This is a genomic window from Enterobacter sp. ENT02 (assembly GCF_019219165.1).
Lineage (GTDB): Bacteria > Pseudomonadota > Gammaproteobacteria > Enterobacterales > Enterobacteriaceae > Enterobacter > Enterobacter mori.
The window spans coordinates 120846-141579 of sequence record NZ_JAHUWD010000005.1; the positions used below are offsets into that span (position 1 = coordinate 120846).

Here is a 20734-nt window from a genome sequence, read left to right on the forward strand (position 1 = left end):
GGAAGGATTAATTGAGAGTGACGCTTCGAAGAATGACATAGGGACCATTGCGGTCCTGACGGCGTTAAGCGAATACGGCCAGAACGCCGCGTATGTCCTGAACTTCCCGGCCAGCATAATGGCAGACACTGCCTGACCATTTATATTTGCCCGTACTGAAGCGAAACAGTCGGGATCCAGGATGTTGCCGGTACAGAGTCATGGCCTGGCGTTTACTGATTATTTTCATATCCAGCCTCGCTCCGCGAACGACACAATGCCATCCTGGCCTACAACCAGATGGTCGAGCGTTTTCACATCAATCAGTGCTAATGCTGCTTTAAGCCTGCCCGTAATGTTGCGGTCGCACTGGCTGGGCTCCGGGTCGCCGGATGGATGGTTATGCGCCAGCACGACAGCAGCAGCATTCAAGCGAAGCGCTGACTTCACTACCTCTCGAGGATGGACCTGTACATGGTTAATCGAACCGGCAAATAGCGTTTCACTCTCCAGTAAACGATGCTGGTTATCGAGATAGAGCACCATAAACACTTCCCGTTCTTGTCCTGCCAGCTGTAACCGAAGCCAGTCACGAGCAGCAGTACTTGAGGTAAAGGATATACCGGGCTGGCGCAAATATTTTTCCAGCAGGTTGATAGCACGACGAATGGTCCGTTGGGCATAGGGTGTCAATCCGGAAGTCGCAGGGAGCAGATAACCATGTTGTGCCAAAACCGTCAGCGGAAAGAGTTCAGGCTGCGATGGCGCCGGGGATAATGCAGCATTCATGTTCGGCATTCCTCAGTCGATAAGATGCATAATAGCGCTGCATTCCGGATGGTTCAGCGCGTAGCCGCGTAAGCGATAATAGTGCTCAGTCATCGCGTCACATTCGATACGACAGGCATGGTGGCTGTATGCCATCAGGCAGATCGCTATACCGGCAGCCTCTCCGCTCATCTCCGCATCGTTGCCATTCATCGGGTTGAACAACGTCCACTTCTCACCGTCGGGCTCCGGAGCCATAAATGCGCCGCCGTTGCTGAGTGTATAAAAGCTCCAGACGCCGCCGCTGTAATCAGCGCACAGACGATCCATCCAGCCAAATATTCGGGGCTCAAGCGTTATCCATTGCGGGATGGTGCCAAAGTACTGTGGCCAGAAGCCGATGCGTAACTCGTCAGGTACTGCTGAGGCCGCAATTGCTGCCTGCTCAGCAAACTCAAGGTTTTGTGTATTCATGAAACTATCTCCTTATGTCGGAACGGTTGTTTAACGCTCGAAAAACTCGAGCATATTTTCTGCCATAACCCACAGGGCGCGATTGAGCTTCACATCACCGTCAATGCCGGTAACAGCACGGGTGCGACTGCTTTTCCCCTGTGCGGTTCGCCCTGAAAGACCTCCTTTCATCAGGTTCTCCTGCACGCGCTGATAAACGGTCCACAGGTCATCGCCGTAGTCCTCCCGACGACGCGGAGTCAGCAGTTGCGATACCGTGACCGGCTGGTGGTCTTCACCGAAGCGATATTTCAGCGCGGCATTCGCCAGCGCGTGACGTGCGGGTACTGGCAGCTCCAGCGACTGCATTGCATCGCGCTTCTCATCCACCCGATCAAACACCCCGAGTACTTCGTAGGCCCCTTCAATCACCTTCTCGACGACATTACCTTTATGCGGTACCCGCACTTCTCCGAACGACTGACCGCAGACCAGGCCGTTGGTACAGACGCCACGAAACAGTCCCGGCAGCATCTGGTAGCTCGAGGAGCCGTCATGGCTGTTGAGCAGGATGATTTCCGGCACCTGATGGCCGGTCAGTTGTCCGGCACGACGCAGACGCAGCATATGCTTGGTGTGCTCCCGCTTGCTCTGGTCGCGAACCTTCGTCTGGCAGGCAAAGAACGGCTCAAAGCCTTCCCGCTGCAGGCTTTCCAGGATGGTGATGGTCGGGATGTAGGTATAACGGTCCGAGCGTGATTCATGTTTGTCACTCCCGAACACGCTGGGGACATGGCTCATCAGCTCTTCGTGGGTCAGCGGTCGGTCACGGCGTATCTGGTTAATACGGCCAAAGCGGCTGGCTAATTTCATGATTAGTTCCTTTAAAAGAGACAAAAGAAAACGCCCTGCTCGAATGAGCAGGGCGCTGGTGGTGTATTGCTGATGTTTTAAGCGTTGTGGGTAAGACTTACGGAAGGGCAAATTTCGGTACGCAGCCATTATCGCCAAATTCAGGAATAATGGCTGCTGTACCGTTGAGCGTAAATGCGGCTTGTTTTGCGCCGGTTCCCGAGACAATAACGCGCTTGCCGCTACGTAATTTATTCCATGCCCACATCACATTGTCTGAGCCCACATGAGATTCGCTTTCGCTGATATTGGCTTCTTCTTCATTATCAATTTTCATGGTCAGCTTCTGGCCACCGTCCATGCCGACCTGGTGGCCGTATACATCAGTGAATATAATGGTCACCGCCTGTGAACCAGTACTTTCGCAGGCAAGGTATAACTGTGACTGTCCCTTACCGAGGATGGTATATTCAGTGGTGCCCTGAGCGTAGCCGCTTGTCCAGGCATCGTGGCTACCAAATGCCATTGCCTGGGCGGATAAAAGAAGAGTGAGAGCAAAGGGGATACAAGATTTAAGTATCATAGTTTTAGTCCTTTAAATGAGTGATGAAGGGAAACGCTGCTGATAAGGCGTTTATTTCATTCGCTGATAGTGAAGGTTCCCTTGTTGGTAAACACACGGGCTTCAACGAAGCTGCAGTTAATCCCCTTCTGCTGAAGCGGGTTGCCGAAATGCCACGTCAGGCCATCGGCAAACTGCATAGTAGTGGGGGTAAACTCTCCCTTTTTAGGCACCCAGCCTTCAACCGTAATGCCCTGATAGGTGACTGTTCCTTTTGCCAACAGCAGGCACCTGCCCCGGTTTACGTCAATGTTCTTGATCTGGATGTTGTCAGTCCTGGCGATAACAGTGACAAGCAGCTCGAAACCACTCTTCTGAACATCGAGTTTAATAACATCATTTTCAGCTGCTCCGGCAGGCAAAGACACAGTTGCCAGTAGTGCCATGGCGGCGGTGACGGGATAAGTTGTTTTCATCTGAGTCCTTAAGACATGATCAATCCTGCGATTCATCGCATTGATTTTTAATAAATAAAATTTCAGGCAAAGTAATCCCTGAGAGATTCTATAACCTGATATTAATAGTTGATAATGAATAAACCCGATCGGTTCGATCGACAAAATCGATCGTGATTCAGCAAAATTGCTTGTTGATGGTATTAACCGAAAAAGAACGACCAGACACTACGTGCTGCCCGGGCGACGGTATGGGTCACCGCATGCAATGCCGACCGAGCCACCAGCGGCAACGGGGCCAGGTCAATGACCTTATCAATAACCTCCACCACGGCATCGCCAAAACTGCTGCTGGCAGTGCTGATGACGGCTTCGGTGCGATACATGGTCTGCAGATGTGGCACCAGCGGGCTGCGGGCCTGCTTTGGGAGACGGATAATCATCGCCTCCACCAGACGGGACAGTCGATAGCGACCCCGGACCGAGACCGGCAGAATATCGGCTTCGGCAATACCTAACTGTCGGGCCACTGACTGTTGCTTCTGCGAGATGCGTACAGCCTGTAATGCCGATGGCTGCGCGGAAAGCCAGTTCCATTGCTCTGCTGGTTCGGTCTTGTCCGCCTGGTTGAGCACCCACAATACCGGCGGTAGCGGCCCGCAGAACTGCGCGAATAAGTCCTGATAAAACTTCTCTTCGACTGAGAAAGCACGATCATCGGCTTTGAGCACCCACAGCACCATATCAAGTTGTGGCATCAGTTCGCGGTAGAGCTCACTATATTCGCCATCACGTGCCTGACTCTCGCCAACGCCGGGCAAATCGACCAGGGTCAGGAAGTGGTTGCCGAAACGCAACCGGACACGCTGCGGCTGACGGGTACAGGCTTCCACAGCGTTCACGGCACAGACTTCACTGCGGAACAGGGCGTTACAGAGCGACGACTTGCCGACACCGGTTTTCCCCATAATGCCAATCACAGGTTCATACGTGACTAACTGGTTAAGCTCCTGCAGCAAATGCTGACGTAGTGCATGTGGGTAACGTCGCAGATGGCGTCGAATAAGGGCGTAGCCCGAGGGATGTTTCATACCGGCCTCTGAATGAAAAAAAGGCCATCCGGTGGGGATGGCCTGTTGGAGTTAAACGGGAGGGAATTCAGTAAGATGATATATAACTGAGAAAAGTTTAAAACATTAAGTCTTATTATACTGCTCGTAAAATTTCTCAATTAGTTCATTAACCACTTCTTTTTTTGAGTAAAGCCTGAGGATTTTCTGAAGCTCCTCTAGTTTTGGAATGTTTTCTTTTTTGATATCAAAATGCAGATCGGAATATTCTTCTTTATTCTTCCTGTTTTTCCAGGATGATAATCCGCTCGACATTTTTCCCTTAAGGCTTTCTGCGACAATGTCACCATTGGCTGAATGCCCATGAATATAATCAAAAAAAGCTATAACAATGTCTTTGTGACAAAATCCTGAGGCCTCACAAAATTCAATAATTAATGCAACCTCTCTTTCCGACATTGTGGAAAGTATGATATTCATCCCTTTATCTTTAAGGTAACTATAACAATATTCTATTTCATTTTGCTCTTTTTTTTGCTCTAACCAGAGATACATCTTGTTTATTTTTATTTTTCGCCAGTCGTCTGCGTAACTCATTATTCTTTTCGGAACATCATCATGGCGCCATGAATACATTTCTTTATCAATCCACGCAAGAATTGAATAATACTCTGAGTCAGAGTGTGTGTTTAATGATTTGTTATTAATGATATCTCTTACGAATTCATATTGAGTATCTTTGATGAGTATATTAAAAAGAAGCCAGAGACATGCTCTCCGATCCCCTTTTAACCAGTTGGTATTTTCTTCTGAAATAGCAAGCTCATGATAATCTTCAAGCATTCTATTGATTGTGTTGTCAATATCATCAGTTCTGGCATCTGATTTATACAATGCATTTCGGATGAGTTTTTTAACTAAATTAAAATCAGTATAATTCACGCCTGAGATGTAATGTCTGGTTTTATTTCGTTTTTGTAAATAATGAACATAATACACAAGTTCTCGTTCACTGCTCTTTAGAAGTTCTTCAAGTTTGGTGACTACGGGAACCTCAACACGTTTACCATTCTCATTAAATGCCATTTCATTCTCCATGCAACACATCAATCACGGCGTGACTCTGTAGTGATGTTATCATGATAATTCCATGTCGTAACCATTGTTTTTACGTTATTTGTCCATTCATTAGCCGTATGATTGCCATCCTGATTTACTGCTGGCAGGCTCAAGAAACAGCTCTTTTGTCGGCTATCGTTCTTCTGTTATCCGCAACTTTCAGCAAACAGGGTGATCTGAGTGCACTTTAGTGTATGCAAGGCAATGTGGATCTCCATTCGTACCAGGAGCAACCGATATGAGAACTAACAGAATGATCAGTTCACAGTGTCATCAAAAATTTTAATTATTTAATAAAAGCATTCTGTAGTGGGCTTATGGCGGTACGTTGTTTACATTCGAAAATAGCATCGGGATGTCTCTGCTGGCAGCACGCTTGTGATGTCTCAGAATGCTGGATAATTCCCCCGATATCGGCGCACGTTCCTGGATGATTAATTTTTTACACCGCCCAGCAATTTTACGACGCGTTACCCTTTCAGGCCCCTGAGCCGGAGCAATCGTTATGCCAATATACGATAAGGGAGGTGGGGAACCCGTCACGCTGACGTAAGAGTGAAAAATATATTATAAGCCGATGTATCACTGAGTTGAAATGAAGAGGTGATAAAATGTCGTTTGTCTTCATAAGTGCCGCACAGTGGAAAACCGACAGTTCGCTGACCAGACCTTCAGAATAAATTCATTTAGGTTATTAGTGTTATTTTATAAAGTCGCTATCTCCTGCCTCTGCTTAAGCCACTCAACGAGAGATCAGTGGACGACTTGCAGCTCAGCTTGATTAAACGTATCTCCTGTCCCTGGTACACTCATACTGACCGGTCTCAGATATTATCTTGCGAACGACAAGCACAATACCTCCTCACGTCGATAGTGTACGTCCAGTTACAGCGCGTAGGGTAATTATCCAGCGTACCAGTATCCGATCGATAACCGAATTCATCCCACTCGGTAAAAATTCACATCCTGGTGTAATCCCATGACCACTATTCATCATGGGATAACATCATGCGTCACAATATCAATCGAAACCACATATCAGATCATTCGCTACAGAGCGTGTTATTCGCTCATCATAACCAGCTATTTGATTGCTACTCGAAACTCTTAATGCTGCGAGTGGACTTTGCTTACCGCCGGAACAGTAAGTCGTTTCACCACGCCGATGTAAATCAACTTGTCGCCGATATGACCTGGCTGACAGAGCAATGCCATGAGTTATCCGGGCTGGTGGGGTATGCCTGGGTATTGGAATACGGGGAAGATCACCGCTACCACATTCATGCTGCGTTTTATCTCAATGGTCAGCGCCACAGGAAGGTGTGGTGCTTCTGGGAGTCCATAAGGGACCTGTGGGAGGACATTACGAACGGAGAAGGCTACGCGCACAGGTGTGAGCCTAAGGGACATTACAGGGTACGGGGAGAGCGTGTTATCAGTTTTTCCGACAACAGAGGGCGGGAGGGCATGCAGTACATCCTGAGCTACCTGGGCAAGCAGTCGCAGCGGACAGAACGCCGGATTTACAGAGTCAGCGCTGTTCCGGCACCAGTGTCGAGCGGCAGACGTCGCTCATATGTTCCCGGACGTTAATCCAGTTTTACCTGGCGGTTCTGAGAATAGGTATAACGGAACTTATCACCGTAGATGGATTCCGTATCCAGCACAAAGTCCAGCTGTTCTGGGTCCTGTGAGGCCCACTTCAGGCGCAGCAGGTCTTCCGCACAGCTTTTATCTGACCCTCTGGCTTCCACCAGAAATATTTCCTCTCCCACCCTGAAGGAATCATTCGGGCGCGGGCCGCCAATCACAAAACACTCAGCGTGAAGGCCCAGTGCCTGAATAGCCCCGACGAAGATATTGTTGTCAACGGCATCCACGGGTTTGCCATTGACCTTCACGGTGAGCCCGTTAACAAAGGCCGTTCCCATACCGTTGTTGATGGCATAAATTCCCCACTGATTTTTGCGACCATCGTTAGAGAAATAGGCATTTATCCTTGGCTCTACAGAAATATGGTTGTGCCTGATTTCCTCTCTGCCCTGCCAGATAGCGAACCCAAGTGAGATAATGGCAATGATGATGCCTGCAGATGCGAGGATCGAGTCCCGGTACGTTGTCAAAAAATGGCGCATTTATTGTGTTTCCCTACGATAAATCAGTTGCTCCGATGCAATGTTGCTGCTCAGGCACACGCTGTAATCAAGGTAAATAATACTGTTTCTAAAGAAAAGACATTTCTAATTATCATTCTTTAACCTGATTTGTCTCCACATTACCCCCAACGCTGATGGATGATGCTATCCCAACATGATTACCTTTCTCACTTATATCGAGCCGTACTCCAAATTAAATGAATCGGCACTGTATAGCGATATATCAAGGGGCTGGTGGGCTAAGTATGGGTACTGGGACAAACCGAACAGCATGGTTTTCACATCCACGCCGCGTTTTACCTCAATGGTCAGAAACACCGCCATGCATGGACAGTTTTTGAAGCACTCAGGGATACCTAGAAATACGTGACATGGGGAGAAGGACATACATACCGGTGCGAGCCCAGGGAGAAGTACAGAGCACGGGGTGAATGGGTAACGGCCTACGACGACATTAAGGGCCGTAAGAGCATGCAGTACATCTTGAGCTATCTCAGCAAGCAGGAGCAGAAAACTTTAGGCGTTATCTGCCAGTTAAGTGACATCCCAGCTCCACTGGCAGCGGGCAGACGGCGGAAGCTCAGTTAAAAAATACGCCAGTGCCTCATCGTTTGAAGGAGTTTGCGTTCCCCATACCTGGCTCCTTCTCCCATTCACTCAAGGAGAAAAACGATGACAACTGATTACAACGTTCTTAACGACCAACTGGTGACGATGGCGTTTATCACCCAGCTCACAGGCCTGACGGACAAATGGTTTTATTTCCTTATAAAAAACGGCGAGTTCCCGAAGCCCATTAAGCTGGGCAGAAGCTCTCGTTGGTTGCAAAGCGAAGTAGAAGCCTGGCTACAGCAGCGTATCGATCAATCCCGCCAGTGATATCAAATCAAACCTTACCTCCTCTCAGGTTTATCTGAATTCCCCCCACAGCATACTCGCCAGACTGCCTGACATAGGCGGCTTTCGCCTGCGTGCTGTATGGCGAAGGTCCCATACTATGAAACTAAAGATGCTTATTGAATCGGCACAACGGGAGGCATCGTCATGATGCAATTCCGTGCCATTGAACACGCCATCACCGAAGACGGTGAGTGGGTGACGCCAGAAGAACTTCCTCTGGATTATCGGGGACGACTGCTATGCGATTCCTGTCATGCCGAGGTTGTTATCGAGGAAGACAGGTCAGGGAATGAGATGTTTGTTCACTCCCGACATAATCGCAGCGAAAGAATCAAAAATCAGAGCTGCCGCTACGCAATCCGTCAACCTAAGCAACCAGCATCGACAAGCGCCGGTCACAGACGAAAACAACCACCTGCAGGTTACGCTGGCCTACGAGGTCCTTTGAATACCCGAAGAGGACTGTGGCGATGCAATCAATGTGAACGTTCCTACTACGGCAGCAAGAAATGCCCCCATTGCGGCGAGTGGGTTTATACGATATCGCGCTAATCGGTTGCCAGAGGTCTGGCGAATCAGGAGGGCATTATTGCATTCCGTTGTGTTCGGATATATTGCCCTCCTGCTCAGCTTGAGATGTAACAGCTCACAATGAACATCATTCACTTCTTCTGAGCCTGTCAGTTCGGAGCTGCCCATACATTCTCCCTTTGCGATGTGGCCCATGTCTGGCAACGTGCTGATGCTGGTGGCTACTGCGCTGATACAGACGCATTCTCAAGAGCATTCCATTTAGCAAAACGCTCGTTTTCATGGACTGACTCCGTGGACATACCTATCGCTTAACCACACTTGTTATCGATCGGCGCCAACGATCAATATCGAAAAACTGATCTATCAAAACGATTATCTTTCATGCGCCCTGCCTGGTTATCCTTGTCTTAACTTACTCGCAGAAAAGCCTTTTATTACGGTTAGTTATCTAGCCGAGGCTTGCTACGCCCATTTTCCATGTATCCCAAATTACGAGGTCGCGAAGACGCGGAAAGATGAAGAGATGCGCACGTTGCAACAAAAAAAGAAGTGTCCTTGAGCGATGGCTCTCACTCGATAAAGAATTCTGCGACGAGTGCTTGTTTGATATCGACCAGGAAATCAGGGAAAGACGGATTATCCCGATCAGAAGGCTTAAAGATGACGATGAAGGGAAATAGTTACTCGTGATGAAGAATAAAATCGACGTTAGTGTCATTATCCCTGCTTACAACGCCGTTGAGACCATTGGTAATCTGGTTAATAAAATCCTCAGCGAAACCCACGTGGCTATTGAACTTATCATCGTCGATGACGGTTCTACTGATGGAACAGCCAACGTTCTTCGTCAAATCCATGATGACCGACTCATTCTGATTGAGCAGGCCAATCGAGGTGTCTATGCTGCCCGAAATGCTGCTCTAGCCTTGCATCAAGGAGAGTGGGTAATTTTCCTCGATGCTGACGATGATATAGCAGACGGGTTCATTGAAAAACGATGGCAAGCAGCTACTGCGTCGCAAGCCGACGTCATGATCTTTAATGGCTGGCATTCTAGTGCTGACCTATATCGAAGAGCAGTCCACCGAAAGCAGCCATATGGGGCGACCCTGTCAGGTCATGAGTGGATTAGGCAGTGCGTTACACGCCGTGAATGGCCACATTACCTGTGGTTGCAGATGGTCAAGTCAGCCTATATCAGACAACACTCACTGCACTTCCAGTCCGGTAAGAGCCATAAAGACATTATCTGGACGGTTCATCTTGCAGCGAGAAATGGCCAGCTCTGCATATTGGATGTTAAGGACTATATCTATAACAGCAATAGGACCTCTATCACGCACCGACCGGATTACTACGATGTTCGTGCAATAAGCTATGTTGAGGTGATCGCCGAAATCATCCAGCTAGCGGGACAGGAACAAAACAAAAAAATAAAGGTATTTTTTTACAGACATGCGCTGGTGGAGGCTCGTCACTTTTTGGGGCTTTACCGAAAAAAAACACAGGATAAGTCAGGTGTGGAACAATACTTCAAAGTAAAGATACCTCTATATTTTCTGGCCAGAGGCATAGGAAGTTTCAGCGATTTATTTTTTTCTTAAAACTGATGTGGAAAATTCTTTAAGTAAAAACTCAAGATATTTTCTAATCGATGTTCGGACAAAGTCAGTTTATTGCAACAAGGGAAAGCCTATTATCTGGTTTATTCATCATCATTTCTGTGTTGCTCAATGCCATGTAAAAGATTAATGAATACCACTCATAGTCCCTATCCTCCCCCCTGTGATTATCAGCGAGCACAAACCCGTTAACATCCCCCTATCTCTTCATGCTCAACGGATTACCATGCTTAATCAACAGGCACGAACTCACTCAACTACAGTAAAAAAAACTGGTCTATCATTTTTGCTCATTCTGAGCGCCCTAATGGCTGTTACCTCTTTATCAACCGATATCTATCTGCCCGCCATGCCCGTGATGGCCAAAGATTTGCAGGGTGATGCAGAGCTGACAATCACAGGGTTCCTTATCGGTTTTTGCATTGCACAACTGATTTGGGGACCGATTAGCGATCGTTATGGTCGTCGACTGCCGCTGTTTATCGGTTTAGGTCTATTCATCGTCGGCTCGGTGGGCTGCGCGTTATCAACGGATATCGTGCAAATAGTCTTCTGGCGTGTTTTTCAGGCGTTAGGTGCCTGTACCGGGCCGATGCTGGCTCGAGCAATGATCCGTGACCTGTTTAGCCGCACTCGTGCAGCACAAATGCTTTCGACTCTGATGATAATTATGGCCATCGCGCCGATTGCCGGGCCCCTGATCGGTGGGCAGATGATTAAAGTCACCTCGTGGCATGCCATTTTCTGGCTGCTGGCGATTATCGGAGCATTAATGCTGATGTCTTTATTCTGGCTACCGGAGACATTACCTGCTGAAAAACGCTCACAAGCCTCCGTAATCAAAGCTTTTCACAACTACTATGCCTTGCTCACCAACGCCAGATACATGCGGTTTACTTTGTGCCTGACGTTCTATTACGTCGCTGCCTATGCGTTTATCACGGGTTCCCCGTTTGTGTACATCACGTACTTCGGCGTTGACCCGCAGCATTACGGTTGGCTGTTTGCAGTAAACATTGTTGGACTGATGGCGGTGAGCATGGTCAACAGACGTCTGGTTCACCGCTATCCACTGGAAGCGTTGCTCAGGAATGCCGTATTCATCGCAGCTATTGGGGCAATAGTGCTGGCAGTCACCACCGGCCTGGGCGTAGGTGGAATTACCGTGATTGTCGGCGCTGTGTTCGTGTTCTTCTCTATGAATGGCATCATCGCGGCAACATCCACGGCTTGCGCTCTGGACGCAGTGCCTAATGTGGCTGGCTCCGCATCGGCGCTAATGGGCGCGTTACAATACGGCAGCGGCATCATCTCTTCACTTCTTCTTGCCCTGTTCAGTGATGGCACACCATGGACGTTGGGCTGGATAATTGCGTTGTTTACAGCAGCCAGCGCCCTGATGGCACTGACCGTTCAGATAAAGAAATAAAACGTCGTTATTGATGCCAGACGACACTTTCGTCCAGAGATACCCGCCCTTCCCTGTAACTCAGGGAGGGATGCGTTTTATCTGGGATCCCCAAAGAAATACCGTAAAGCAGCCTGAAACCTTCAGGAACATTCAATAGCCTACGCACCGTTTGGGCAAAATAACTCAGCACTGCCTGTGGAACACCTGCGTAACCGCGAGCTGCCAGAGAAAGCAGGAATGTCTGCGCATACATACCGGCGTCTGAGGCTACGCGAACGTTGTCCCCTACAGCAGGAATGAATAGCAGGGCAACATGAGGCGCGCCGAAAAATCTCACATTACGCTCGACCACTTCTGAGCGACTTAAGTTATCCCCCCGCGCAACGCCCAGTGCCTGATAGTACGAGCGCCCCTGCTCCGAAGCCCGTTGCCTGAATGGCTCGGGATAAGCTTCTTTATCAAACGAAAAATCAAGGCTGTAGTTCCCAGCCCTCAGATCTTCCGTCAGTGCGTGGCTTAATTCACGAAGTTTATCTCCTGCAACAATATGCAGGGTCCAGGGTTGAGTATTGCAGTTGGATGGTGCGCATTGCGCTTCGAGCAAAATGTCTTTGAGGATATCGCTGGGGATGGGAGATGGAAGAAAGGCTCTAGCCGAGTATCTGTTTTTTACTACCTCACTAAATGTTGGCTCTTGCGTACTCATTTGCTTCTCCGCCTGAAAGTAATTTGAAGTGAATGATTCACTCTCTCCCGATCCATCCTGTCACATCAGGCCCATCGTTTTCATTCCCGGTTCCAGATTAGGTCTATGAATTCCATTCATAGCGTCTATTTAAGCAGCGTAATTATCTTTAACCCCAACTTCGTTAATCTGGGTCTATCGCGTGAACACGCAAGCGGAAAATGGCTACAGCTGATGGATATACCCCAGCCTGCGCGGCTGGGGCGTCATTGGAGGCTAACTAAATATTTTTATCGAAGAAGACGTCTAACTTTTGCATTGCCTGGTCAACGTATTTTGGCACCCAATACGTCTCGATATGGGTAGCACCATCGATCAGGAAGAGTTCTTTGTCCTTCGTACCGGTGGCTTTCGCGAACGCGTCTTCAGTCATATAGAGCGTATCCGCTTTTGTACCGGCAATCATCAGCAGTGGTTTATTGATGAGATTGATATGGTCCGTTACGTCAAAGCTCATTAAATCCAGAAGACTGCTGGTGGTGTATCTAAACGTGGAGTTCGGGTGCGCGTGGGTTTTCCAGTAGTACTCGTAGCCCTGGCGATACAAGGCAAAGGGTAATTTAGCAATCTGTTCATCAGTCAGGTTGGCATCGCCGGAGTAAAGCACTTCTCCTCCGGCTGCTTCCTGAGCTCGAGCGTCAGAAGCCTGCTGAAGACGCTGCTGGATAGTATCCAGCTGTGAATCCTGCATACCGTTACGGCGCACAAGGCCTGAATTAAACATGCTGATGGTTGCTATCGATTTGAACCGCTTGTCAGTTTCAGCCGCAACAAGTGAATACCCGCCACCTCCGCAAATACCCAGCAGACCAAGGCGGGCGGTATCTACACCAGGATACTGACTGATGTAGTCAGCCATGCCGTGGATATCCTCAATGCGATTAGCGGGTTTATCCACGCTGCGCGGCATCCCACCGCTAGCACCCTGATAAGCCGCGTCGGCGGTAATCGTGATGTAGCCCTGTTCGGCGAGACGCTGGGCATACAACCCGGCGACCTGTTCTTTTACGCCGCCATTAGGATGTGCCACCACTACAGCAGGGTATTTTTTGGCGGGATCGTAGTTAGCAGGGGTATAGACATTCGCAGCAATCTGGATGCCATGCAGATCGTATTTCACGGGGTGAATGTTGACCTTGCCTTTGACGTTCTCAGTAATGGCACCGTCATAGGCCAGTGTGAATGGATTTTTTTTGTAATCAGCCGCATTGACTGAGGTCACTCCAGCCATTGCCGTGAGTAGCATTGCACTGATAAGCGTGAATTTCATGGTCTCTCCCGATGAGTGTCGGCCTGGTTATTCAGGCTCGCGGAATCAAATTTGCAGGGTCAGAGTAGGCGGAGAGGGCTGTCAGCATCGTGACAGGGAAATAACATTTTTGTCAGGAAACAGACTGGATAGGTAGGTGTTTCTGACAACGCTGTCAGGTAGCCGTCAGCTTTATGTTGGCAATCACAACGCAGAATGGTCCCGCCTAAATGAGAGTCATGTTTAATTTTCTGAGAAACGGAGCGATCAATGAAAAGCCAGAATGCCCCAACAATGCCAGAGCGGCGCAAGCTATTAGTCGCCGGGGCCGGTATTGCCTCCGCCTCGCTGATTCCGCACGTATCAGCAGCGAGCCAATCCTCTCAGGTCGATTCATCCAGACAACCCAGCCAACGCCCTTCAGCTCCTGGCAAGCGTAAACTCGGGAAGCTGGACGTTTCTGCCGTCGGTCTGGGCGTGCAGAACATGAGTCGCAAATACGACACCTCCGTTCCCTGGCGTCCCGAGATGATCAATGTTATCCACCGGGCATTTGATGAAGGGGTAACGTTCTTCGACGCTGCTGAAGCCTACGGCCCGTTTGAAGTCGAAAAAATTCTCGGGGAAGGCGTCGCCCCGTTCAGGGACAAAATCGTTATCGCCACCAAGTTTGGCTGGAACATTGACCAACAGACTGGTAAGCGTCTGCCGGGCCTTAACAGCAGACCTGAGCATATCCGACAGGTCGTCGACAATATGCTCAAACGCCTGCGTACCGATCGTATTGACTTACTGTATCAACACCGGGTTGATCCACAGATCCCCATTGAAGATGTCGCCGGTGTGGTGAAAGATTTAATGGATCAGGGGAAAGTCCTGCACTGGGGTCTGTTTGAAATGGGCATCAACACGTTGAGACGCGCTCATGCGGCATTACCCGTTACCGCTGTGCAAAGTGAATACTCCATGCTCTGGCGTGGCCCTGAAAATCAGGTATTTCCGGTGTGTGAAGAGCTGGGCATTGGGTTCGTGCCATGGAGCCCACTCGGCGTGCAATTTTTAACGGGCTGGATTGATGAGAATACCCGGTTCGCTGCCGGTGATTTCCGCGCGACAGAAACGCGTTTCTCGCCTGAAAACTTGCCACACAACTTACAGCTGGTTGAACTACTGAAATCCTGGGCAATAAGAAAAAATGCCGCGCCGGGGCAGATTGCACTGGCATGGCTCCTGGCCCGTAAACCGTGGATTGTTCCCATTCCTGGCACCACCAATAAAGACCATATGCTGCAAAACACAGCGGCTACCGGCGTGTCGCTGACTTCCGCCGAGATGACCGAGCTCACCCGCTCACTGGATGTCATCACTATTCAGGGGCAACGTCTGCCGGATGCCGTGCAGGTTTATTCCGATGTTGAAGCACCGTTGAAAAGTTAAGAGGAAGTCCCGTTATGCGCCTGTTGTTAGTCGAAGATGAAGAAAAAACGTCAACCTATCTTAACCGTGCGTTGAGTGAGTCCGGATTTACGGTAGATGTGTCTGCAGACGGCGCTGAAGGTCTTCATTACGCGCTGGAGTTCGACTACGACGCGATAATACTGGATGTGATGCTGCCGGGGATGGACGGCTACCGGGTACTTGAGGGTGTGCGAGCAGCCAAACAGACGCCGGTGCTGATGCTCTCGGCTCGCGGCTCTGTCGATGAACGCGTTAAAGGGCTTCGCCTTGGCGCGGATGATTATCTGCCCAAACCCTTTTCGCTTATTGAGCTGGTGGCGCGTATTCAGGCACTGGTGCGTCGCCGCGCTACGGATGGCGCAGACATCACCCAGTTGCAAATTCACGATCTGCATCTCGACCTGCTGGCTCGCCGCGTATTTCGCGCCGGAACACGACTGGAGCTGACCGCAAAAGAGTTTTCCCTGTTGAGCCTTCTGGCCCGGCATCAAGGGGAGATTCTGTCAAAAATGATGATTGCGGAGCAGATATGGGACATGAATTTTGACAGCGATGCCAATGTGGTTGAAGTGGCCATTAAACGTCTTCGAGCCAAAGTGGATGCACCGTTCGATGTCAAACTGCTGCATACCGTTCGTGGCATGGGGTATGTCCTCGAAGTCCGGTCCGCATAAATGAAGGGGATAAGCATGCCTAAGCGTTCCATCTCGGTTCACCTGGCGCTGATGTTTGCCTTATCCGCGCTGCTGATTGTGTCCGTTATCGGTATTCTGCTGAGAAGTTCCTTGCATGACTCTTTGCAAAAGCAGATGCACAACGAGCTGCTATTCCGGGAATCATTAATGAGTCCGTGGATCACCGCGCGAACTTCGGCTGACGGCTGGTCTACGCTGGCCAATAAATTCACCGTATTAACCAATTCTGAAGGTGAGCGCGTTCGCTACTGGATAGTGAGCGATAACCCACGCTTTAGCATGGGGGGAACACCACCAGTGGGTGTTCAGTGGTCTTCTTTACAGGAAGGCTTTAATAAAGTGCCCGGTGCATCGGAAGGTGCCTGCTCGCTGTTTCTGTTAGTGAAAACGATCCCCGCCAACGGTGAAAGGCCTGAGCTTCGCTATGTGGTTGCCATCGACTCCACACCGTATATGGGCACACTCGATGCGTTCACGCGGACATTGCTGATCATTACCGCACTGGGCGTCGTGATTGTCGCCTTACTGGGATACGTCGTGTCAAGAATCGGTCTTCGTCCCGTTGGGGCGCTCAGTAAACAGGCTCGGCAACTCGCTCCTGGGGACCATGGTCAGCGCCTGAATACCGAAGCATTACCTGACGAATTACAGCAGTTAGCATCATCTTTTAATGGCGTGCTGGAACGGCAGGAGGTCGCCTGGCGGCAGCTCGAAAGCTTTAATGCCGATGTTGCGCATGAACTCCGGACTCCGCTGACTAATCTGATCGGCCAGACGCAGCTGGGGCTTTCGCGCCGACGCTCGCAGGATGAACTGGAAGAGTTACTGGGTTCAAATCTGGAAGAACTTGAACGCATGACGTCTATCGTTAACGACATGCTGTTCCTGTCCCATGCCCATGCGGGTGAACATGCTTCCCAGCTTACGCAGGTGTCCCTGCGCGAAGAAACCCTAAAAACAGCGGAGTATGTGGAACCATCTTTTGCTGAAAAACAGCTCTCTCTCGATGTTCAGGGCGACGTCACCGCGGACATCGACCGACGACTGTTCCACCGTTCACTGGCCAATTTACTGGAAAACAGCGCAAGACACTCCCCCTCCAACAGTACGGTTACGGTGCGGTTAAGCGAAACCGGTCATCAAGCCTGTGTTGAAGTGTCAAACCCGGGCGATCCAATAGCACCAGAGCACTTACACCGGCTTTTCGAGCGGTTCTATCGCGTTGACACCTCCCGGGCCAGGAGTGATACCCATCATGGACTGGGCCTGTCGATCGTGCGTGCCGTCGCCATTATGCACCGGGGAGATGTCTTTGCCCGTAGTGAAGGTGGCATCAATACTTTTGGCCTCACCTTTGCGCTACAAGCGGATAAAGCGGCAGACAATGCTCAATCCGGTACTGAGCCGGGACCCGGGTTAGCTGACAGAATTGTCAGGGGGGCGTCAGCCTGACGTCATTACCCTCCCGATAAAATCATCGCAGGCAATCCCCTCTTCATTGATAAGGACGCTTTGCATGATCGGACATTTACGTTACATCGGGCTGTTACTGCCCTTCTTCACATTTTCATCCTGGGCAGCGGAACAAAATCCCGCGGTCCATATCGCCCCCGCAGGAAGTCAGAATGCGGTGTTCGGGCCAGCCGAGAACTTTACCGGTCGTGTCAGGGTTGATCCTCTCTTCAAACCGGATAACGACATCCCTGTTTCCGGGGCTTATGTCACGTTTGAACCCGGCGCTCGTTCCGCCTGGCATACGCATCCGGCAGGTCAGCGGCTGATTGTGACCTCGGGTGTTGGGCTCACCCAGCAAGAAGGCCAGCCGGTGCAGGTTATCCGCGCCGGTGACGTTGTCTCTTGCCCGGCGGGCGTCAAACACTGGCACGGGGCGGCCCCCGGCAGCGCAATGACGCATCTGGCGATAACTGGGATTGTGGATGGCAAAAGCGTTAACTGGATGGAGAAAGTGACAGATGAACAATACCACGCCCATTAAAACATTAGCGGCAGCGGTACTGCTGACCTTTGGTTTTGGTCTCGCGGCACATGCTGCGTCCGTCAATAAAGGAGCCTCAGAAATGAACCACGAACAAACGGTTTCAGATACGCTGTCAGCTAGCCAACAGGCCATCCCGTTGATTGCGGCATCGATGGCCAGCAGCCAGATGGATAAGCTGAATGCAGCCCTGAATCAGGGTCTTGACGCAGGGCTCACGATAAACGAAACCAAAGAGATTCTCGTCCAGCTTTATGCCTATACGGGCTTCCCCCGTAGCCTGAATGCGCTTAGTGAACTGATGAAGGTCGTCGAAGCACGTAAACAACGTGGTATCAAAGACGTTGAGGGTAAAGAACCGATTGCCCCGATCCCTGTCGGGGATGAGCTTCGCCGTGTCGGTACCGCAAACCAGACAAAAATCTCAGGCGCTCCCGTCCAGGGCCCACTGTTTGATTTTGCCCCGGTGATTAACCAGTTCCTGCAAACGCACCTTTTCGGCGACATTTTCGCCCGTGATAACCTCGACTGGCAAAGCCGCGAGCTGGCAACGGTTGGCGCATTAGCGGCCACGCCGGGCGTCGAATCACAACTGCTGTCGCATACGCGAGCAAGCATGCGGGTCGGCCTGACGGCGTCGCAGCTGCGCCAGCTGGCACAGGTTCTGCATGAACATGGCGAAAGTGATGCAGCAACGCGAGCTGAAAAGGCGCTGCAGCAGGCGCTCGAAAACAATTAGGAGTGGATTATGGAGCATGATCCCAACCGCAGAATGTTAATCACCGCACTTGCCGGGCTGACGCTGGCGAACGTTTCTTTTGCCTCAGCTGCGACCGGAACCGCAAACGAGCAGGGTAAAAGCCGTGTTCTGGTGGCGTACTTTTCCCGCAGCGGAAATACACGGGTGATTGCGGGCGTCATTCACCGCAGCCTGAATACCGATCTGTTTGAAATCGAACCGGCTACGCCTTATCCGGAAGACTATTTTCAGACCGTTGAACAGGCGAAAAAAGAGCGTGAGCGAGGCGTAAAACCGGCATTAAAAAATAGCGTTGCAGATACCTCACGCTACGAGACCGTGTATTTAGGCTTTCCGATCTGGGGGACCAGCGTGCCGCCTGTAGTGCAAGCATTTCTCAGCAGCCACAACCTTGCGGGCAAATTACTCATCCCCTTTATTACTCACGGTGGCTACGGTAAAGGAGACAGCGACGACATCCTTGCCAGTCTCGCCCCAACTGCGCGTCGGGAAAAACCGCTGGTCATTGAATGCGACCAGGAGCGAAGAACCACTGAAACGGTAACAAGTTGGTTAGAGACAATACGCAGTTAATCGTCCGCATTCATGAGTCTGCCAAATAAGGGCAATCAGGGGTGCTAAATAATTAACGCTGACTACTCAGATATGATTGAGCGGCAAACATAACAGAGGATGTAATCTTGAAGACAATCTTAAAAACGCTGGCCATCTGCGTAATGGCGGGCGGCCTGGTGGCTCAGTCGGTCTATGCCGAGCCGCTGGTCATTCAGGAACAAGGAAGCTTTTCTGCTGGTGGCACTATCATCACCGCACCAGGAACATTTGATGCAAAAAAGCCGCTGGATTCAGCTGGCCAAACCTATCATGGCGATCATGCCTCAGTGTTCTACCAAATCCCGGAGAATCCGCATAAATACCCTATCGTCATGCTGCACGGCGCAGGTCAGTTCTCCCGTACCTGGGAAAGTACCCCGGATGGTCGCGAAGGGTTCCAGAACATCTTCCTGCGTCGCGGGTTCTCAACTTATCTTGTCGATCAGCCGCGTCGGGGCAGCGCCGGGCGCACGACTGTAGAAGGTACTGTTACGCCTAAACCGGATGAACAAATGTGGTTCAACCAGTTCCGCGTTGGCGTGTGGCCAGAGTATTTTAAAGGTGTTCAGTTTTCTCACGACAAAGAAGCACTGAATCAGTATTTCCGTCAGATGACCCCAAATACCGGGCCGTTTGATATCAATGTCATCTCTGATGCGATGTCCGCCGTCGTGGATAAATCCGGCCCAGCTATCCTCTTCACCCACTCTCAGGGTGGTGGACCGGGCTGGTACACGGCGATGAAAAACAACAAGGTCAAAGCCATTGTCGCCTTCGAGCCTGGCAGCAGCTTTGTCTTCCCGGAAAAAGAACTCCCAGCCCCTATGCCAAGCGCGTTCGACACGCTGAAGGGTGAGCCTGTGCCAATGGAGCAGTTTATGGCACTGACCAAAATCCCGATTCTGATTATTTACGGCGATAACATACCGGATAAACCGGTAGCCATGCCCGCGCAGGACAGCTGGCGCGTACGTCTGGCGATGGCCCGCGAGTGGCGTGACGTGGTGAACAAGCATGGCGGGGATGTTACGGTGACGCATCTGCCTGAAGTGGGAATCAAAGGGAATACCCACTTCCCGTTCTCTGATTTAAATAATGTGCAGGTTGCTGATTTGGTTAGTAAATTTTTGAAGGAAAAAGATCTGCAATAGAGAAAGCTAGTATTGAGCCTTCATGAATGAAGGCTCAATACAAACATCAGTTTTATCAAAAAAATAAAATGGGGACGAGAAGGTCGGCTTTGAGCGAAAAGCGGACATTCAAGTAAGCGTCAGAATTACATATGAGGCAGATGTTCAGCTTACGCCCCCTGAGTTCCAGAAGATCGAGGATGCACTGTCTCAGATTAAAATTCAT

The 20734-nt window shown here is 50.2% G+C and carries 22 protein-coding genes and 1 pseudogene; 12 read left to right on the forward strand and 11 right to left on the reverse strand.

What is annotated here, in order from left to right:
• Window positions 1-67 precede the first annotated feature (67 nt).
• The 8 genes and pseudogenes from KW829_RS16420 to KW829_RS16455 all read right to left on the reverse strand — a co-directional run.
• A pseudogene (locus KW829_RS16420) lies at window positions 68-229 on the reverse strand (DUF987 family protein); the annotation flags it as partial.
• Complete coding sequence (gene radC / locus KW829_RS16425; protein ID WP_218308625.1) at window positions 226-768, reverse strand: DNA repair protein RadC; 543 nt, start codon at window positions 766-768, stop codon at window positions 226-228. The gene radC and the pseudogene KW829_RS16420, both read right to left, overlap by 4 nt.
• Before the next feature lie 12 nt (window positions 769-780).
• Window positions 781-1221 carry an antirestriction protein gene (locus KW829_RS16430; RefSeq protein ID WP_218308626.1) on the reverse strand — a complete coding sequence of 147 codons (441 nt, stop codon included), beginning with the start codon at window positions 1219-1221 and terminating at the stop codon, window positions 781-783.
• Between the two features lie 30 nt (window positions 1222-1251).
• A complete protein-coding gene (locus KW829_RS16435; protein ID WP_218308627.1) occupies window positions 1252-2073 on the reverse strand; it encodes a DUF932 domain-containing protein in 822 nt (273 codons plus the stop codon).
• A 97-nt stretch (window positions 2074-2170) separates the two neighbouring features.
• Entirely contained in the window at window positions 2171-2635 is a 465-nt protein-coding gene (locus KW829_RS16440; RefSeq protein ID WP_218308628.1) for a hypothetical protein, read from the reverse strand.
• Window positions 2636-2691: 56 nt separating this feature from the next.
• The gene (locus KW829_RS16445) at window positions 2692-3090 is read right to left on the reverse strand and encodes a hypothetical protein (protein ID WP_218308629.1); all 399 of its coding nucleotides are present in this window, start codon (window positions 3088-3090) and stop codon (window positions 2692-2694) included.
• Between the two features lie 182 nt (window positions 3091-3272).
• The gene (locus KW829_RS16450; RefSeq protein ID WP_218308630.1) at window positions 3273-4160 is read right to left on the reverse strand and encodes a GTPase family protein; all 888 of its coding nucleotides are present in this window, start codon (window positions 4158-4160) and stop codon (window positions 3273-3275) included.
• Between the two features lie 105 nt (window positions 4161-4265).
• A complete protein-coding gene (locus tag KW829_RS16455; RefSeq protein ID WP_218308631.1) occupies window positions 4266-5225 on the reverse strand; it encodes a hypothetical protein in 960 nt (319 codons plus the stop codon).
• A 1041-nt stretch (window positions 5226-6266) separates the two neighbouring features.
• Between KW829_RS16455 and KW829_RS16460 the strand changes: the two genes are divergently transcribed.
• Window positions 6267-6851, forward strand: a complete 585-nt coding sequence (locus tag KW829_RS16460) for an inovirus-type Gp2 protein (protein ID WP_218308632.1) — start codon at window positions 6267-6269, stop codon at window positions 6849-6851.
• Here the strand turns inward: KW829_RS16460 and KW829_RS16465 are convergent.
• Window positions 6848-7393: a hypothetical protein gene (locus KW829_RS16465; RefSeq protein ID WP_218308633.1), complete on the reverse strand. Its 546-nt coding sequence runs from the start codon at window positions 7391-7393 to the stop codon at window positions 6848-6850. The two genes, KW829_RS16460 and KW829_RS16465, sit on opposite strands and share 4 nt — an antisense overlap.
• Before the next feature lie 693 nt (window positions 7394-8086).
• Here KW829_RS16465 and KW829_RS16470 point away from each other — a divergent pair.
• From KW829_RS16470 to KW829_RS16485, 4 genes are all read left to right on the forward strand, one after another.
• A complete protein-coding gene (locus KW829_RS16470; RefSeq protein WP_023296957.1) occupies window positions 8087-8293 on the forward strand; it encodes an AlpA family transcriptional regulator in 207 nt (68 codons plus the stop codon).
• Window positions 8294-8461: 168 nt separating this feature from the next.
• A complete protein-coding gene (locus tag KW829_RS23065) occupies window positions 8462-8866 on the forward strand; it encodes a putative zinc ribbon protein (RefSeq protein ID WP_371317576.1) in 405 nt (134 codons plus the stop codon).
• A 671-nt stretch (window positions 8867-9537) separates the two neighbouring features.
• Complete coding sequence (locus KW829_RS16480; protein WP_218308688.1) at window positions 9538-10452, forward strand: glycosyltransferase; 915 nt, start codon at window positions 9538-9540, stop codon at window positions 10450-10452.
• A 244-nt stretch (window positions 10453-10696) separates the two neighbouring features.
• Window positions 10697-11899 carry a multidrug effflux MFS transporter gene (locus KW829_RS16485; RefSeq protein WP_218308635.1) on the forward strand — a complete coding sequence of 401 codons (1203 nt, stop codon included), beginning with the start codon at window positions 10697-10699 and terminating at the stop codon, window positions 11897-11899.
• A 7-nt stretch (window positions 11900-11906) separates the two neighbouring features.
• Here KW829_RS16485 and KW829_RS16490 read toward each other — a convergent pair whose 3' ends face one another.
• Window positions 11907-12587, reverse strand: a complete 681-nt coding sequence (locus tag KW829_RS16490) for a nitroreductase (protein ID WP_218308636.1) — start codon at window positions 12585-12587, stop codon at window positions 11907-11909.
• A gap of 259 nt (window positions 12588-12846) precedes the next feature.
• Entirely contained in the window at window positions 12847-13872 is a 1026-nt protein-coding gene (locus tag KW829_RS16495; RefSeq protein WP_225624028.1) for an alpha/beta hydrolase, read from the reverse strand.
• 273 nt (window positions 13873-14145) lie between these two features.
• Here KW829_RS16495 and KW829_RS16500 point away from each other — a divergent pair, with 273 nt between their 5' ends.
• From KW829_RS16500 to KW829_RS16530, 7 genes are all read left to right on the forward strand, one after another.
• Window positions 14146-15312, forward strand: coding sequence for an aldo/keto reductase (locus KW829_RS16500; RefSeq protein WP_218308637.1), 1167 nt, complete (start codon window positions 14146-14148; stop codon window positions 15310-15312).
• A 14-nt stretch (window positions 15313-15326) separates the two neighbouring features.
• Entirely contained in the window at window positions 15327-16007 is a 681-nt protein-coding gene (locus tag KW829_RS16505; protein WP_218308638.1) for a heavy metal response regulator transcription factor, read from the forward strand.
• 15 nt (window positions 16008-16022) lie between these two features.
• On the forward strand, window positions 16023-17480 hold the full coding sequence (locus tag KW829_RS16510; RefSeq protein ID WP_218308639.1) for a heavy metal sensor histidine kinase: 1458 nt from the start codon (window positions 16023-16025) through the stop codon (window positions 17478-17480).
• Window positions 17481-17544: 64 nt separating this feature from the next.
• A complete protein-coding gene (locus KW829_RS16515; RefSeq protein ID WP_218308640.1) occupies window positions 17545-18024 on the forward strand; it encodes a cupin domain-containing protein in 480 nt (159 codons plus the stop codon).
• Window positions 18002-18763: a carboxymuconolactone decarboxylase family protein gene (locus KW829_RS16520; RefSeq protein WP_218308641.1), complete on the forward strand. Its 762-nt coding sequence runs from the start codon at window positions 18002-18004 to the stop codon at window positions 18761-18763. Before KW829_RS16515 ends, KW829_RS16520 begins: the two co-directional genes overlap by 23 nt.
• 9 nt (window positions 18764-18772) lie before the next feature.
• On the forward strand, window positions 18773-19357 hold the full coding sequence (locus tag KW829_RS16525) for a flavodoxin (RefSeq protein WP_014226770.1): 585 nt from the start codon (window positions 18773-18775) through the stop codon (window positions 19355-19357).
• 107 nt (window positions 19358-19464) lie between these two features.
• Entirely contained in the window at window positions 19465-20529 is a 1065-nt protein-coding gene (locus KW829_RS16530) for an alpha/beta fold hydrolase (RefSeq protein ID WP_014226771.1), read from the forward strand.
• Window positions 20530-20734 lie beyond the last annotated feature (205 nt).

Bases quoted from the DNA above. Each gene is read 5' to 3' on its own strand.
- radC (WP_218308625.1), bottom strand. From the start codon at position 768: ATGAATGCTGCATTATCCCCGGCGCCATCGCAGCCTGAACTCTTTCCG.
- KW829_RS16430 (WP_218308626.1), bottom strand. From the start codon at position 1,221: ATGAATACACAAAACCTTGAGTTTGCTGAGCAGGCAGCAATTGCGGCC.
- KW829_RS16435 (WP_218308627.1), bottom strand. From the start codon at position 2,073: ATGAAATTAGCCAGCCGCTTTGGCCGTATTAACCAGATACGCCGTGAC.
- KW829_RS16440 (WP_218308628.1), bottom strand. From the start codon at position 2,635: ATGATACTTAAATCTTGTATCCCCTTTGCTCTCACTCTTCTTTTATCC.
- KW829_RS16445 (WP_218308629.1), bottom strand. From the start codon at position 3,090: ATGAAAACAACTTATCCCGTCACCGCCGCCATGGCACTACTGGCAACT.
- KW829_RS16450 (WP_218308630.1), bottom strand. From the start codon at position 4,160: ATGAAACATCCCTCGGGCTACGCCCTTATTCGACGCCATCTGCGACGT.
- KW829_RS16455 (WP_218308631.1), bottom strand. From the start codon at position 5,225: ATGGCATTTAATGAGAATGGTAAACGTGTTGAGGTTCCCGTAGTCACC.
- KW829_RS16460 (WP_218308632.1), top strand. From the start codon at position 6,267: ATGCGTCACAATATCAATCGAAACCACATATCAGATCATTCGCTACAG.
- KW829_RS16465 (WP_218308633.1), bottom strand. From the start codon at position 7,393: ATGCGCCATTTTTTGACAACGTACCGGGACTCGATCCTCGCATCTGCA.
- KW829_RS16470 (WP_023296957.1), top strand. From the start codon at position 8,087: ATGACAACTGATTACAACGTTCTTAACGACCAACTGGTGACGATGGCG.
- KW829_RS23065 (WP_371317576.1), top strand. From the start codon at position 8,462: ATGCAATTCCGTGCCATTGAACACGCCATCACCGAAGACGGTGAGTGG.
- KW829_RS16480 (WP_218308688.1), top strand. From the start codon at position 9,538: ATGAAGAATAAAATCGACGTTAGTGTCATTATCCCTGCTTACAACGCC.
- KW829_RS16485 (WP_218308635.1), top strand. From the start codon at position 10,697: ATGCTTAATCAACAGGCACGAACTCACTCAACTACAGTAAAAAAAACT.
- KW829_RS16490 (WP_218308636.1), bottom strand. From the start codon at position 12,587: ATGAGTACGCAAGAGCCAACATTTAGTGAGGTAGTAAAAAACAGATAC.
- KW829_RS16495 (WP_225624028.1), bottom strand. From the start codon at position 13,872: ATGCTACTCACGGCAATGGCTGGAGTGACCTCAGTCAATGCGGCTGAT.
- KW829_RS16500 (WP_218308637.1), top strand. From the start codon at position 14,146: ATGAAAAGCCAGAATGCCCCAACAATGCCAGAGCGGCGCAAGCTATTA.
- KW829_RS16505 (WP_218308638.1), top strand. From the start codon at position 15,327: ATGCGCCTGTTGTTAGTCGAAGATGAAGAAAAAACGTCAACCTATCTT.
- KW829_RS16510 (WP_218308639.1), top strand. From the start codon at position 16,023: ATGCCTAAGCGTTCCATCTCGGTTCACCTGGCGCTGATGTTTGCCTTA.
- KW829_RS16515 (WP_218308640.1), top strand. From the start codon at position 17,545: ATGATCGGACATTTACGTTACATCGGGCTGTTACTGCCCTTCTTCACA.
- KW829_RS16520 (WP_218308641.1), top strand. From the start codon at position 18,002: ATGAACAATACCACGCCCATTAAAACATTAGCGGCAGCGGTACTGCTG.
- KW829_RS16525 (WP_014226770.1), top strand. From the start codon at position 18,773: ATGGAGCATGATCCCAACCGCAGAATGTTAATCACCGCACTTGCCGGG.